Annotated in this window: 10 protein-coding genes and 1 riboswitch; of the genes, 5 read left to right on the top strand and 5 right to left on the bottom strand. The window is 58.8% G+C overall.

Annotated features, from left to right (window positions below):
* Positions 1-111: 111 nt before the first annotated feature.
* Complete coding sequence (locus VMA09_21865; protein ID HUA36270.1) at positions 112-294, bottom strand: hypothetical protein; 183 nt, start codon at positions 292-294, stop codon at positions 112-114.
* A gap of 235 nt (positions 295-529) precedes the next feature.
* Between VMA09_21865 and VMA09_21860 the strand changes: the two genes are divergently transcribed.
* Positions 530-4,144 (top strand): adenylate/guanylate cyclase domain-containing protein, encoded by a 3,615-nt coding sequence (locus tag VMA09_21860; GenBank protein ID HUA36269.1) that lies wholly within the window; start codon positions 530-532, stop codon positions 4,142-4,144.
* A 3-nt stretch (positions 4,145-4,147) separates the two neighbouring features.
* On the opposite strand, the gene VMA09_21855 is transcribed toward VMA09_21860, so the two are convergent.
* Together VMA09_21855 and VMA09_21850 are read right to left on the bottom strand one after the other, a co-directional pair.
* A complete protein-coding gene (locus tag VMA09_21855) occupies positions 4,148-4,435 on the bottom strand; it encodes a DUF4242 domain-containing protein (protein HUA36268.1) in 288 nt (95 codons plus the stop codon).
* Positions 4,436-4,742: 307 nt separating this feature from the next.
* Positions 4,743-5,303, bottom strand: coding sequence for a hypothetical protein (locus tag VMA09_21850; protein ID HUA36267.1), 561 nt, complete (start codon positions 5,301-5,303; stop codon positions 4,743-4,745).
* Between the two features lie 173 nt (positions 5,304-5,476).
* Between VMA09_21850 and VMA09_21845 the strand changes: the two genes are divergently transcribed.
* Positions 5,477-8,380 (top strand): AAA family ATPase, encoded by a 2,904-nt coding sequence (locus tag VMA09_21845; protein HUA36266.1) that lies wholly within the window; start codon positions 5,477-5,479, stop codon positions 8,378-8,380.
* A gap of 525 nt (positions 8,381-8,905) precedes the next feature.
* Here VMA09_21845 and VMA09_21840 read toward each other — a convergent pair.
* A complete protein-coding gene (locus VMA09_21840) occupies positions 8,906-9,439 on the bottom strand; it encodes a hypothetical protein (GenBank protein ID HUA36265.1) in 534 nt (177 codons plus the stop codon).
* Positions 9,440-9,554: 115 nt separating this feature from the next.
* Positions 9,555-9,658, bottom strand: a riboswitch (SAM riboswitch).
* Positions 9,659-10,067: 409 nt separating this feature from the next.
* Between VMA09_21840 and istA the strand changes: the two genes are divergently transcribed.
* From istA to VMA09_21825, 3 genes are all read left to right on the top strand, one after another.
* A complete protein-coding gene (istA, locus tag VMA09_21835; GenBank protein ID HUA36264.1) occupies positions 10,068-11,606 on the top strand; it encodes an IS21 family transposase in 1,539 nt (512 codons plus the stop codon).
* Positions 11,603-12,391 carry an IS21-like element helper ATPase IstB gene (gene istB / locus VMA09_21830; GenBank protein ID HUA36263.1) on the top strand — a complete coding sequence of 263 codons (789 nt, stop codon included), beginning with the start codon at positions 11,603-11,605 and terminating at the stop codon, positions 12,389-12,391. Before istA ends, istB begins: the two co-directional genes overlap by 4 nt.
* 127 nt (positions 12,392-12,518) lie before the next feature.
* Positions 12,519-13,196, top strand: coding sequence for a phosphotransferase family protein (locus VMA09_21825; protein HUA36262.1), 678 nt, complete (start codon positions 12,519-12,521; stop codon positions 13,194-13,196).
* Here VMA09_21825 and VMA09_21820 read toward each other — a convergent pair.
* Complete coding sequence (locus VMA09_21820; protein ID HUA36261.1) at positions 13,191-14,894, bottom strand: patatin-like phospholipase family protein; 1,704 nt, start codon at positions 14,892-14,894, stop codon at positions 13,191-13,193. The genes VMA09_21825 and VMA09_21820 overlap by 6 nt on opposite strands.
* Positions 14,895-15,432 lie beyond the last annotated feature (538 nt).

Here is a 15,432-nt window from a genome sequence, read left to right as displayed (position 1 = left end):
TCAAATCTAACTGGAGGAAGTCTTGACAGTAGTCCTCGTGAAGACGTAGCTCGAACGCGCTTACCGGAGAATTATCACAAATAGCAAAGACCTGATGAGTTTCGAAGTCGCCTAAAAGCACGTCATGCGACACGGAAAGAGCAGCTCAACGAAGCGGATACTCGGCGACGGCCACGCGCCGGAAAGCAGAATCGTATGGCCGAACTCATCGGGCCGCCTTTCGGTGATCGGAACTTCGATCTCTTGGAAGCGCGATTCGCCGTCAGGTGTGGCATGAAATCGGGTAGCTTTCATTTAAAGTCTCCAGCAAACTCATTCAGGTCAGGTGCTCAAGTCACTTTAATTTCGCGCCCGCCGCCAGCGTTGCGGTCTTCGCCATCTCGGTACCCACTTCGTAATACCGCAGCGCCGATGGTTGAGCCACTTTAAAATGCGCCGCCGGCTCAACGGAGTTCTCTACGCGGCAGTTTTCTTTGGCCCGTGTTCCGGCGATACTTGCGCATCGGTATGCAGGATCGGGAGGCTGCCGATGCGCTGCGCAAAATGTGGAGTCGAAAATCCGGCTGGCAAGAAGTTCTGCGGTGATTGCGGCGCGGCGCTAGCGAATCTTTGTCCGAAATGCGGTGCCGACAATCCAGCGGGCAAACGCTTTTGTGGTGAGTGCGGCACCTCGCTCGGAGTGCCCGGCGCGGCGGCCTCGGCAAAGCAATTAAATGATTCACCTATTCGACTAGCTGAGACGCCCGCCGCTGAAAATCTCGAGGGCGAGCGCAAGACGGTCACGGCGCTGTTCGCCGACATCAAAGGCTCGACGGAACTTGAGCAGGACCTCGATCCCGAAGAAGCGCGGGCGATTGTCGATCCTGCGCTCAAGCTGATGATCGAATCCGTGCATCGATACGACGGTTACATCGTGCAAAGTACAGGCGATGGCATCTTCGCGCTGTTCGGCGCGCCGCTCGCGCACGAGGATCATCCGCAGCGCGCACTCTTTGCGGCGCTCAAGATGCAGGATGAGCTCCACCGCTATGCCAGCGCCCTTCGCGAGCGTGGCCGGCCGCCGATCGAGATCCGCGTTGGGGTGAACACGGGCGAGGTGGTGGTGCGAGCGATTCAGACCGCCGACGGCCACAACGAGTATACGCCGATCGGTCATGCCGCAAACCTCGCAGCGCGTCTCCAGGTGCTGGCGCCGACCGGATCGATCACAGTCGGCGAGAGCACCAGGAAATTGTGCGAGGGATTCTTCACCTTCAAGTCGCTCGGCCCGACCCAGGTAAAAGGCGTCACCGAACCGGTCAACGTTTTCGAGGCTACTGGACTGGGCCCGCTGCGGACACGCCTGCAGGCCGCCGCGCGGCGCGGACTTTCGCGATTCGTGGGCCGTGCCTCCGAGCTAGAGCAGATGAAGCGGGCGTTGGCTTCGGCGCAAGCCGGACGCGGACAAGTGCTCGCCGTGGTGGCCGAGCCGGGGCTCGGCAAATCGCGGTTGTTCTACGAATTCCAGGCTCTAGGACATAGCGAGTCTCTGCTCCTTGAGACGTTCTCAACCGCGCATGGGAAGGGCTCGGCGTACCTGCCGCTAGTCGAACTGCTGCGAAATTATTTTCGGATCGGCCCCGATGACGACGTCCGCCGGCGGCGCGAGAAGATCGCCGGCAAGGTGCTGATGCTGGATCGCGCGCTGGAAGACACCTTGCCCTACTTCTTCACCCTGCTCGAAGCAACCGAGGATCAGGATCCGCTCATCCAGATGAGTCCTGATACCAAAAGGCGCCGCACCCTGGACGCGATCAAACGCTTGCTTTTGCGCGAAAGCCTCAACCAGCCGCTCATTATCGTCTTCGAGGATTTGCACTGGGTCGACGAGGGCTCGCAGGCGCTGCTCAACCTGCTAGTCGAATCGATCGGCACGGCGCGCGTTCTAATCCTGGTGAACTATCGGCCCGAGTACAGCCATAGCTGGGGCAACAAGACGTTCTACACGCAGCTTCGTCTCGATCCGCTCGGCGCCGAAAGCTCCGCGGAGTTGCTCAATGCGTTGCTCGGCGAGGGCCGCGATCTGGCCGCGCTCAAGCGCGTAGTCTTCGAGAAGACCGAGGGCAACCCGTTCTTCATGGAAGAAATCGTGCAGGCGTTGTTCGAGGAGGGCGCGCTGCTGCGCAATGGCGCGGTCAAGCTCGCGCGATCGCTGAACTCGATCGAGATTCCTGCCACCGTGCAGGCGGTGCTCGCTTCGCGCATCGACCGGCTGCCGGCCGAAGAAAAAGACCTGCTCAACACGCTTGCGGTAATCGGAAAGGAATTTTCGCTCGAGCTGGTGCGCGAGACTACCGGAAAATCCGACGACGAGCTGCTCCGGATGCTCGCGAATCTGCAGGCCGCCGAATTTATCTACGAGCAGCCGGCCCTGGCCGATATCACCTACGTCTTCAAGCACGCGCTTTCGCAGCAGGTGGCGTACGGCTCTGCCCTGCAGGAACGGCGCAAGGTGCTCCATGAAAGGATTGGGCGCGCGCTCGAATCGCGATTTCCCGCCATTGCTGAAACTCAACCCGAGCTGATCGCGCATCACTTCACCGAGGCGGGCCTCGCCAACGAAGCAATTCCCCATTGGCAACACGCCGCTGAACGTGCCGTGCAGCGCGGTTCCAATCCTGAAGCAATCACTTACGTGAAGCACGGACTCGGACTACTCGAAAAGCTGATGCAGGAAACCGATCGACATCAGCAACGCGAGGACAATCAGAGGCAATACGCGCTTTTCTTCTTGCTCGCCGAGGCGCAGAGCAATCTGGGTGAACACCTCGAAGCCCAGGCCACCTTCATCCGCGCCGCCAAGTTCGCGCAACTCCTTCAATCCACGGAACTCCTGGTCCGCGCTGCACGCGAGCTTGCCCGTATGGCGAGCTGGTACGGTGTCGACGCCGTTCCCGCCGTGGACTTCCTGGAAGATGCACTGCGAACCGCACCGACCGGCGATCAAGCGCTCAGGATTAAGACGCTGTCCGCGCTAGGCTTGGCGCTGGCGGCAACCGGCCAGGGTAAAGAGGCAAAGGAGACGGCACGCGCAGCTGTCGCGCTGGCTCGGAGCTTTGCCGATCCCGAACTGCTGTCCGAGTCATTGGAAGGAGCGCTTCTCGCGTTTCAGGGGCCCGAGACCACCGACCAGCGTCTTGCCTACGCGAGTGAACTGATGCAGCTCTGGCACGCGAACGAAAAAAAGGGAGCCTACCACGACCGGGCCTATACTCTGGCCAGTTGGGGGCTTTTCTCATGCCATCTCGAGCTCGGCAACATGCGCCCCTTCGACGACGAGCTTGATGATTGGATCAGGTACGAGGAGAAATGGCAGGAACGGTTCGAGATCAGCACCGCGCGAGCCTATCGCGCGATGCGGGCGCTGATGCGTGGCGATTTCGCCGGCAGCGAACGCCTCGCGAACGAGGCGTCGGAACTTGGTCAACGCCTTCAGACTCAGAACACTTCGGGCATCTTCGCGGTGCAGATGTTTACCCTTCGACGCGAACAGGGCCGGCTCAAGGAACTCGCGCCGGTGGTGCGCTACTTCATCCAGCAACACGGCGCGGCGGCGGCATGGCGGCCCGGCCTCGCCCTGATCTACGCCGAACTGGGGCTTGAGCCGGAAGCGCGCGAACAGTTCGAGATTCTCGCGCAGCACGAGTTCGCGGACCTGCCGCGCGACGCCCTCTGGATGGGGTCGATGACGTATCTCGCCGATGTCTGCGTCTTCCTCGCCGATCAGCGGCGCGCTGCGTTGCTCTACGCTCTGCTCGCGCCGTTCGACGGGCGCAATGTCGTGGTCGGCAACGCGATCGCGTGTTACGGCGCCCTCTCGCGCTATCTCGGCGCGCTCGCCGCGACGCTCGAGCGATGGGACGATGCCGAACGACACTTCGAGGACGCGCTTGCTATGAACACGCGGATGGAAGCGCCGCCCTGGGTCGCCCACACGCAGCATCGGTACGCGGGGATGCTTTTGCGGCGTAGTCGATCCGGCGATCGCGAGCGGGCGTTAGGGCTGCTTCACGCGGCTTTTGAGACCGCGCATGGGCTCGGCATGGGCGCGCTCAACGAGCGAGTCAGCGCCGCACTAGAGAGAACCAGGCCGCACCTAAGCTGAAGGTCAGCCCGGGCGCGTGGGGCTCGTCAATCCGGGCGCGCCCGGATCGAGCTTCTGGTCGCCGAGTTCGACGATAACATCGGCCGGAATTCCGAGCTTACGCGCCGCTTCGCGAATCGCGTCGGGATTAGGCGCTTCGTAGAGGCAGTAGGTCTTCTTCTTGTCGGCGCTCAGGAAAGAGAAGAGCCATTGGACGCCAGAATCAACATTGACCTGCTTCACGGCCGAGGCCACATCCGGGGTTAGGTTCAATTGCTCGGCGAAATTTCGTTCGATCAAGTAGAGTGCCATAGGTTCACGACTGCTCCGTGATTTCTGCCGCGACCATGGGCGGTCGCGAAGCGCAGCGGGAGTAATACTTCGGATTCTCCCGACGCTCGTGTGTATCGCTTAGTATTTTGGCGGCTCAGGGGCAACTAGTCTTCTGACGGTCCCGGCTCGCGCGGACGCCTCCTCTGGCGACGTCCTATGCCAGCGAACAAGGTAACGCGAAACGAGCCGTCGACCGCGAGCCCCGGTTAGGTCCTCAAATATCATCGCATGCATCTACTTTCAAAAAATTGAATCAGCGTATTGCACAACGCACCGAGTCGGCTGTTCACTTCACATCTACTTCGATGCGCATCCAGGGATGAATGCAGCACTCGAAGAGATGTTTGCCCTTTGAGAGGCCGACCACGTCGAGATGGCTGCCCTGGAGGATTCGCGTTCTCGCCACCGCGATGTTCTTAAAACCACCGCTGCACTCGGGGATGATAGACTGGCCATCGTTGAGCGGTGGCAGAAATCCTCCGCCGTAATTCTTCACTTCCGTGAAGGTATGAGGCTCGCCACCCTCATTGGCCACGGTGATGATGGTCCCTTGTTTGACGGTGAGCTGATCGGGTTCAAAATCCCAACCCGGATCAGGGGTGCCGGCGTTGATGGATGCGAGCAGGTCGGCAAAGGTGGTGCTGAATCCAAGGGCGATGTTCTTGCAGAAGTCAGGGCCGCCCACCGCTGGGTCGTTGAAGGTAGCCGGATCGCATTCGTCCAGCGCCACGACTTGAGCGAGAGCTGGCTGGGTCCCGAGCAATCCGAGCATCTGAGCGAGTCCTGGCGAGCTTCCTGCCAGAATCATTCCTCCGGCCAACACGGCTAGTGTCGCTAACTTTTTCACTAACACTTCCTCCTTTTCGCGCGATGGCGAAGATGTTGCTGCAGATGAGTTCGATCGCCAATGGACTCGGTCTGAACTCTGGCTGAACTTCCTCTGAACTCGACAGATTTCGTTGCGTTTGTTCGCCTGTACGCTCGCTCGCGGCGACACTAGAATCAGCGCTCGGGGGAACAATGCCCGCCAACCCAATCAGATTCGGAGATTTCGAGCTGGATCGGGCAGCTTGCGAGCTGCGCCGAGAAGGTACCGTCATACCGCTTCAGCGCATTCCGCTGGAGCTTCTATGGCTTCTGGTGGAGCGTCGTGGGCAACTTGTCACACGCGAGGAAATCCTCGAGCGCGTGTGGGGGAAGGGCGTCTTCGTCGATGCGGAGAACTCCATTAACACCGCGGTGCGTAAGCTCCGCCGCGCTCTAGGCGACAACCCTGAGGCACCTAGGTTCATCCTTACCGTGCCGGCCAGAGGCTACCGGTTCGTCGCCCAGATTCGCAGACCGAAGACCGGCAGCACCGGACACTTTCGTGCTCGCGGTCTCGATGCGATGGTCGGACGCGAGCGGGAACTGAGATCCTTGACGAGCGGGCTCGACGAAACGCTCGCAGGGCGTGGCCGCTTGGTTTTTCTGGTCTCTGGCGAACCCGGCATCGGTAAGACGCGGCTCGCCGACGAGTTCGCGGCGGTGGCAGAGGCTAAGGGATTAGCGGTCCGGATCGGACACTGTTTTCAGGAAGCCGTTCCTTTCCTGCCATTCGTCGAAATGCTCGAGAGGTTCGTCGATGGCATAGCAGAACCCGGGCAGTTGCGCCGGCAACTGGCGGAAGAAGCATCGGAGTTGGCGCGACTGCTCCCCAAGTTGAGGCGTATTCTGCCCGATCTGCCACCTGCTCTGGATCTGCCGCCTCTGCAAGCGCGTCGTCATCTGTTCAATTGCTTCTTCGACTTCGTGGCCCGGATCGCCAACGAACAACCAACTTTGATGATCGTGGAAGACCTTCACTGGGCTGACGATTCCACCTTGGCGCTGCTCGACCACCTCGCACAAAGAATCGCGGATCTTCCTGTGATGCTCCTTGGTACCTACCGTGATGCTAAAATCGATGTCACTCGCGGATTGGCCAAGACCCTGGAAGATCTACTCCGCGGGCGAATTGCGACTCGTTTGAAGCTCAAAGGGCTGCTGCGCGACGACGTCGCGACCATGGTCAGTCGACTCAGTGGCAAATCAGCACCCGCCGAGGTGGTCGAAGAAATCTTTGCGGAAACCGAAGGGAACCCATTTTTCGTCGAGGAGTTGTTCCGTCATCTTGACGAAGAAAATCGGCTTTACAATTCCGCAGGCGAATTTCACTCCTCTCTCAAGATAGCTGAGTTCGAAGTGCCGGAAAGTGTGCGTCTGGTAGTAGGTCGTCGACTGGAGCGCCTGGATGAAACTACTAGAGGGATGTTAGCAACCGCCGCTACCATCGGCCGTTTCTTCAGTTTCGAGTTGCTGGAGGCTGCGAGCGGGACCGACGGAGACTCACTGATGGAGTGCATCGCGGAAGCCGAGGGGGCTGGCCTCGTTTACTCACTCACTGAGGCCCCCAAGGCCCGGTTTCAATTCTCTCACGAACTGGTCCGTCAAACGGTGATCAGCCGTTTATCGAGTGCCCTGCGACAAAAGCTTCATCTCGAAGTCGCCGCGGCGATTGAGCGGATCTTCACCGATACCCGGGAGGATTATTGGGCCGAACTCGCGTTTCACTATAACTGCAGCCCTAATGCTCGAAAGGCGGTCGAGTACCTCGAACGCGCCGCGGCGCAAGCAGCACGACGCACGGTCCACAATCAGGCCGTTACCTACGTCACAAGCGCAATTGAGCGGCTGCAGGAATGGCCGACGGGTGCCGAGCGCACCCAAGAAGAAATTACGCTGCAACTCACCATGGGCCGCGCTCTGGACGCAACGCTCGGTCTGTCAACACGGCAGACGGAGAAAGCTTACTCGCGGGCGTACGAACTGTGCCGAGAAATCGATGACCAACCCCAACTTTTTCGCGTGATGTCAGGACTGTGGGCGGTCTATCAAGTACAGGCCAAGTTTAAACAGGCACGCGAACTGGGACTGAACCTTTTGGCTTTAGCCGAGCGCTTGCGCCGCCCCTTGTTTCTACTCGGTGCCCACGAGGCGCTGGGAACCACCCTGCTGTGGCTTGGCGAGTTCGCTCCTGCTCGGGACCATCTTGAGCAAGCGATCAGCTTCTACGACCCGCAGAAACGGCGCGCAAAATCTTTTCGTGCCACTCAGGATCCGGGGGTCGACTGCCTCAGCTTTACGGCCTTAACCTTGTGGTACCTCGGCTATCCTGATCAGGCTTGCACTAAGATCGAAGGAGCTGTCTCTCTGGCTCAGGAGCTTGCGCACCCTTACACCCTTGGCTACGCGTTTACCCACGCCGCTCTAGTCTACCAGTTGTGCCGACGAGAACAGGCGACGCGCGAATCGGCAGAGGCCGCGATTGAGATCTGCTCGAAACACGGGTTCCCGTTCTTTCTGGGTACAGCAACGCTCATTCGTGGATGGGCCTTGGCCCAAGAGGGAACGCGCGAGGAAGGCATCGTGGAAATACTCCGAGGCTTAGGTATCTACGGGACAACGGGGTCTCGGATAAATTGGCCGGAGTATTACATCGCCCTCGCGGAGAGCTACGGAGTTTTGGGACACGTCGATGAAGGCGTAAAAGCGGTGGAGGAAGCGGTAACCGCAGTCGAAAAGACAGGCGAGCGGCGAGATGAGGCGGAGGTGCATCGCCTGAAAGGACTTTTGGTGCCGCGGCAGAAAGCTTCGCGCTCAAAGACTCAAAGCAAGTTACTTGCTGAAAAGCACTTTAGAAAAGCACTCGAAGTGGCGCGCAATCAGAGTGCGAAGTCGTGGGAGTTGCGCGCGACGACCAGCCTCGCGCGATTGCTGCGCGATACCAATCGCCGCGACGAGGCGCGCGCGATGCTCGCCGACATCTACAACTGGTACACGGAGGGCTTCGACACCGCCGACTTGAAGGACGCCAAGGCGCTGCTCGAGGAGCTAAGCGAGTAGCAGCATCCGCTCAGGGTTGAATTTTGGGAAGAGCACGGCCGAGCCGTCTCCCGGCCGTTCTCCGAATCTCGGACGTAGAAGAAGAAAAGCCGCATCGGCATGCCCAAACCCGTTAGCGAGCGTCTCTGCCCGACTGGCGAGCATTTCTGACGAGCTGATCCAGTGTTTCCGAACGAACGCCGAAGTATCTATCGCTCCGAAAACAAGGCCATCCTGTCTAACATCACCTCCGCCTTGTTTGCTCTCGCGCTCAAGAATGTCCAGAGCGGCGCTCTGCACGCTGAATCGTCGTTCCTTCTACCGAAACGGATTCGGAGCCGTGTCGCAGTGACGCGGAAGTGTCAAAGCGTCAGAAACATCACGCAGAGAATCGAAACTGAATTCTCTGATCGCTCAGCTCAGGAATTCAATTGACACTTCCGACTGTCGAGAAAGCATCACGCTGTGTGGGAGAACTGACACTTTGACGGATCGGATCGCTCTATCGACGAACCACCATTTGTCGACCTCTTACTGCTCGATTCGTCATGCGGCAGCCACGTCCGGTTCCAGCAGCCTAACGAGATAGAACTCCCGTGTCTTCGGCGAGTAGTCCTTGAACAATAGGCAAGGGATTGACAGCCGGCGGCAGAGCGACGTGGCTGCCTGTACCATCGCGTCGTGATTCAATTTGCGGACCTCGATCGTACGAGAATGCTGGTCAAAGACACAGCCATTCTTGGTAATTCGTCCGCTAAACCACCGACCAAGGACAAACTCGCCGGTTCCGATAGCAGCGGCGACTGAATTGACGTTCAGGTTCACAGGCTTCTGTTCAGTGGACTGGCAGAACCACTCCATGAAGATCTCATCGCAAGGGTCGACGTTGACCGGCAACACGATCATTCCGCCCGTCTCTTCCGTGGTCTGCCGCTCGACCCGCCGGGGCGGTTGAGCGAAAATCGGCTGATAGGTAAACGCAAGAATCCGCACCTCGCATCCGTTCAGCCGGCGACGATAATACGGGCCGTCGCCGGTTAGAGCGTCGTGCAGATCGCCAAAGAATCCTCGTGATGCCATCCATCCTCCTTGCTGTCGCCAGCGCGGCGCCAACTTCTATGTTGATAAAAGTGGAGGAGGGACCTGAAATCGGACGCGAATTCGGGCTTCGCGATGAGATCGGTCGTCATCATTAGCCGCATCGTCCCCGTCTCCAGGCCGGCTTTGGCACCTTGGTTGTCTCCCCAGGTTGCCGTGGCGGTCATCGGGCCGGTACCCTCGCGTCACTCTCGATGCCTTTATTTGATTGTAACCACGGCCAGCCAGGAAGCAAATTTTCTCGCCGCCTCACGGATTGAGTTGAAAAGTGAGAAGGCGGCAAGCTTCGCTGAATTGAGACATGAGTCGAACCCGCTGAAAGAAAGCAGCTCGCACGCCTACGGTCCGGACTCAACAAGATTTATGCACGCTCGGCGCGACATTCCTCTGCCTCTGTTCGTCTTTCGCTTTTTTAAACGCCACGCTACAAACTTAGCATGCAGTCCGGCGAAGATGACGAATCCGAATCTCCACTCCGCGAGGAGCTGCTGCGAGCGCAGCGCGCGGGAGTCGCTCTTGATTTCGATACTGTAAAACGGCCCATTTCGATGCTGTAGATTGGCCCACCCTCCATAGACCGGACATCCTGTTGATGTGGCAGGAGGCCGGGATGGAGAGGAGAGCGAAGGTGGAGCTGTTCGAGCTGATCCGCAGGGAATACGAGTTCGGAGTCGGAAGCATCAAAGGAGTCGCGGCCAAGTTCGGAGTTCATCGGCGAATGGTGCGGCAGGCATTACTCAGCGCAGAACCGCCCGAGCGCAAGCCTGTCGAGCGCGTTCGACCGGTGATGGGACCGTTGATCGCGTTCATCGATGCCATCCTCGAAGCCGACCGCAGGGCACCACGTAAACAGCGACACACCGCGCATCGCATCTGGCAGCGGATTGTAGCCGAGCGACCCGAGCACCAGGCCGCGGAAGCTACGGTTAGGCAGTATGTACGTGAGCGTAAGGCGGAGCTGGGTTGGTCATCGCGAGTGACCTGTGTGCCGCAGAGTTACCAACTCGGAGAGGAAGCCCAGGTTGACTGGTATGAGGCGTGGGCGGAACTGAGCGGCACACAAGTACCGCTGCAAGTGTTTACGATGCGCAGCATGGCGAGCGGCGCGGCCTTCCACCGCGCGTATCATCACGCCACCCAGCAGGCCTTCCTCGAAGCTCACGAGCACGCATTCAACTATTATCAGGGCGTCTTCGCGATCCTGCGGTACGACAACTTGAAGGCCGCGGTGAAGAAGATCCTGCGCGGCTATCGGCGCGAGGAGACCGCGCGTTTCATCGCGTTCCGCTCGCACTGGCGCTTCAGCAGCGAGTTCTGCTCGCCGTACGAGGCGCACGAAAAAGGTGGCATCGAGGGCGAGGCCGGCTACTTCCGGCGCAATCACTGGGTGCCGCTGCCCAAAGCGCGCGATCTCGAAGATCTCAACCTCCAGTTACTGGCCGCGTGTCGCGCCGACGAATGCCGTCAGATCGCCGGGCGGAGCCGGCCGGTAGGCGCGCTGATGATCGAAGAACGTGCGCATCTGCTGCCGCTTGCCGAGCACGGCTTTGACCTCGCCGATATCTCTTTCCCGAAGGTGGATGGGCTGGGCTGCGTCAGGGTGCGAACCAACTTGTATTCCGTTCCGCTTGATGTGGGGCGGACGGTCGAGGTCCGGCTCTATCCGAGTTGCGTCGAGATCTGGCACGAAGGGCGCTGCGTCGCCCGCCACGAGCGTTGTTACGAGCGCCATCAGCAAGTGCTCGATCTCGAACACTATCTCGATGTGCTGGAGCGTAAGCCGGGAGCGCTTATCGGATCGAAGCCGCTGGCGGCGTGGCGGCAACGCGGGCTGTGGCCTGAGAGTTATGATCGTTTGCTCGCCGAATTAGTCAGCCGGCACGGCCGGCAGAGCGGCACGCGCCTGATGATCCAGGTCCTGAGTCTGATAAGGCCGCATGGGCATCGGCGGCTGCGCGCGGCGGTCGAAGAAGCGCTCGCGCTTGGATGTTCGGATGCGGCGGCGATCCGGCATCTGACCGAGGCTGCCGATCTCGCTCGTGCGCGCAGTACGATTATCGAGTTGGGCGGCACGCTCTCGCGCTACGAGCGGCCGCAGCCTTCGCTAGCCGATTACGATGCATTGCTTGGCCAGAGGGCGGCATCATGAACGCAGAGCGCACAGCGTTGGAAGCCGCCACTATCCACCAGCAGTGCAAGGTGCTGCATCTGCCGAGTATCGCCGCGCAGTGCACGCAACTCGCAGAACAAGCGGTGCGCGAACGCCGCACGCATCTCGGTTATCTCGAAGCCCTGCTCCAGGCTGAACTCGAGGATCGCGAACAACGGCTGATCGAACGGCGCATCCACGAAGCTCGATTACCGCGGATGAAAACTCTGGAGGAGTTCGAGTTCGCCAAGTGCCCTAGGATCTCGGCGCAGCAGATCCATGAACTCGCCAAGGGCGATTATATCGCCCGAGCTGAGCCGATCATCTTTATCGGTGATAGCGGGACGGGCAAAACCCATCTACTCACGGGACTCGCGGTAGCCGCTTGCCGCCAGAAGCGCCGCGTTCGCTTCACTACCGCTGCAGCGCTGATCAATGAGCTGGTCGAGGCTAAGCATCAGTTGCAGCTCGGGCGCACGCTGGCGCGCTGGGCTCGTTACGATCTGATCGCACTCGATGAAGTTGGCTATGTGCCGCTGGCCGAAGTTGGCGCTGAGTTCCTGTTCCAGGTGATTGCCGAGCGCGCCGAGAAGGCGGCGGTCATCGTCACGACCAATCTGCCCTTCTCGGAATGGACCCAGGTGATTCCCAATGCCCGGCTCTGTAAAGCGCTGCTCGATCGCATCACTGATCGGGCCCAAATCATCGAGACCGGAACCGAATCGTACCGCTTCCGCAGAACCGCGGAGCGACGCAAACCCCGAGCCCCGGAGACCACCGAATGAGTTCAACGGAGCGGCGAGGGGGCGGTCCCCCTCGCACTCCCCCTGACCAGCAACTAGGAATCAAAATGGCTATAGCTGCTCGCTGACAACCCGGAGGGTGGGCCAAATCTGAGCATCAAAATGGGCCATGCTGCATTGTCAAAAGCACAGGGCGAACCTAAGTGCGTTTGATAAGCCTGCTCCAAGTGTCGAGGCCGTCGAATGGGAACTCAACCATTGGGAACGAGTGTGGGAAGAAGATGCCAACGAAGACATTCCCTTGATGCGGCTTGCGATGTCGTGGCTTCGGGGCAACATGCCACCTGTTGACCATATCTCGGTAGTGCATGGCGACTATCGTACCGGCAATTTCCTTTTCACCGAACACGACACAAAGATTTCCGCATGGCTCGATTGGGAAATGGCTTACCTGGGAGACCGTCACGCCGATCTGGCATGGGCGACAAATCGGCTTCTGGGTCATATGGCTGAAGATCACGAAACGTTTCTCGCGGGCGGGTTTATGCCGAGAGAGGAATTCTTCGCGGCCTACGAAAAAGCCTCAGGGCTGGCTGTCATTCCAAAGGTGCTGACCTTTTACGACATTTTCGGGAGTTACAAGATAGTTGTGATCTGCCTCGCTACCGGCTACAGGGCGCCGCGAAATGGGAAGACACATCAGGACGTGCTATTGGGCGCGCCGGAAATCCTGCACACCCGACACCGGCGCCATCCAGCCGTCGCCAATCCCGACGAAGGGGTCCAGCTTCGGCTCCCTCCGTCTTTCCCCAATCGCCGCTCCTCGATGGGTCGACCAGACTTATGATTTGAGGAACTCGTCGATCACCTTATCGACCATCCACGAGATAGTATCATCGAGACCAGTACCAAGAAGTGGAATCTCGAACAAAAGACTTCCCTTAGTCACCTCTCCAATCAAGGTCCTCACCACTACATCAATGCGATTCTTGAAAGTCTCAGAATTAGCGTTATATGCGGCCTGCTGGGCCGCTGTCGGCGTGAAGACTCCTGGATCGGTTGGCACGCCGCTTCCTGTATAGAGAATGAGTGTTGGATCCTTGATGGCTGTCAGTGCCTGGTATGCATCATAGCGGCCTCGCTGGAAATCATGCTCGCGAATGTCCGCAAGAAAAAACCCGGAGAACGCCCACATCGGATCACCTGCAAGCGCCGTGTCGGGACTGACGACAATAGGACAAAAACTAACTTTATCAGCTAGATCCGCCGCAAAGTCCATTAGCAGTCCGAGCTCGACAAAAGCTCCTGCGACGTTAGTTCTTCCGCTCGACGGCACATCGAGCCGTGAGGCACGCTCTGCAAGATCGGGTTCCAGAGCGGCGAGATCAGGAATAAAATTCTCTCGGAACAATTGCAGCCGGCTCTGATCGATCTTCCTGCGGCGTGCGAGTTGATCAGTGATGGATCCGGCAAGCCTTTGCAGGGTACTAAAATCGATGCTGATCGTGTTAAGGGCGGAGCAAAGATCCGAGAGAATATTCTGGCGCTCGTTAATTTGACTGTTAACGGCAGCAATACCCCTCACGCCGGACTCCTGAGATTGCTCCAGCAGACCCGGCAGAATCTGTTCGAGGACGCCTGCGGGCCCGACGTCCAGCAGCGCCGCTGGATTTACGCCTGTCGGCGGGAAGGTTACCGCGACTGGCAAGCTCTCGGGTTCGATTATCAGAAAGCGCCGATCGCGATCGTCATAGGCGTTGGTGCTCCAATCGACATCGTGAGCTAGGTTGATCATCTCGCCTACGGGATCGTTGTCGTACACTCCACCATCGACAAACCAACGGTCGCGCCACATCAGACTATCTTCGAACCGAGCGAGTCCACGAGGTGCAAACGCCAAAGGAAACGCCCCGGAGGTGACCGCGGTCTGTTTCAATGCCTGATAGGCATCAGCCCCGGTTATCACCCCTTGATCTGGCGCGTTATGATTGTAAATGCCAATAGGCGATGCCCAATAGTCGAGGCTCTTCGATTGGGACACAAGCATCTTGAAGCGTCCCACCACTGAATACTCATGCCAGGTCAGCAAGCGATTATTCAGCGCAAGAAGTGACTCAGGATCTAATGCCAAGCCAGACACAGTAAAGGCGAGCGACACAGACTGACCATTGAAAGCGGCATGCGCGCTTAGGGACTGACTAAGGCTTGGCAAATATTTGTCCGCAAGGCCAGATACCGCGTCGGAGTCCAGAATGGTATTCGCCGATTGAGCGTTACTGGCTAGCGTTTCGAGTGAAATGCCACTAACCCAGGCATCATGCAGTAAAGAGGTCTGTCCGTTGCCCGCGAGAATCTGCGCGAGCAGCGCGGCGGTAATGGAGCCTGCACTAGCTCCTGCTATTGCGTCGATATACCAGGAAGTTCCGCCATGCGTGTTGTTGTACTCTATAATGTTAAGTATTTCGGTGATTACGCCGGCCTCGTATGCTCCGAGCGACACACCACCCTTGATTGTAACAGCGAGCCTGCGCGGGTTGTTTGCCATGATGGGTTTCCGCCCTCTGCGCGTTATCGATGCAACCAGATTACGTCGAACTGGCGACGGATACTTCTCTTACTGTGACCAGGAACCTGCGTAAGGGCCGATATATTTGGGACCGACGTAGCGACTTGACTGAATCCCATTAGAGCGATGAGTCCCGTCGGTACATCCCACAGCACGCCATCAATCGCACTTTTGGCTACGAAAATCCCTATAATGATTACAGTCCAGAACAACATCTGCGCACGTGCGAGCGAGATCTGCGGAAGTGCATCGGCTTCCTTGGGAAACAAATAAATCAAGTCTGACAACCTCGGCCCTTCGCCCGGTCTGCGCATAGTTGTCGCTGACGTTGTTCCAGCCACCCAACGCGGCCGGGTGGGACGTGAAACATATCTGGTGGCAGCCGCTGCTAGCGGAGCGTTGCTTTTTTGGGGTGGAGCCGCACTTCCAGCAGCGCCCGTTCCCAGCGATAAACCCATTAGAAGGAGAATGCTGTTCGGAATTGTCGGTACTTCGAAACGGATCAACCCATAGAAGA

This window comes from Candidatus Binataceae bacterium, assembly GCA_035508495.1.
Lineage (GTDB): Bacteria > Desulfobacterota > Binatia > Binatales > Binataceae > JASHPB01.
Note: the sequence above shows the minus strand (reverse complement) of the source record. Positions and strands in the feature narration are given on the sequence as shown.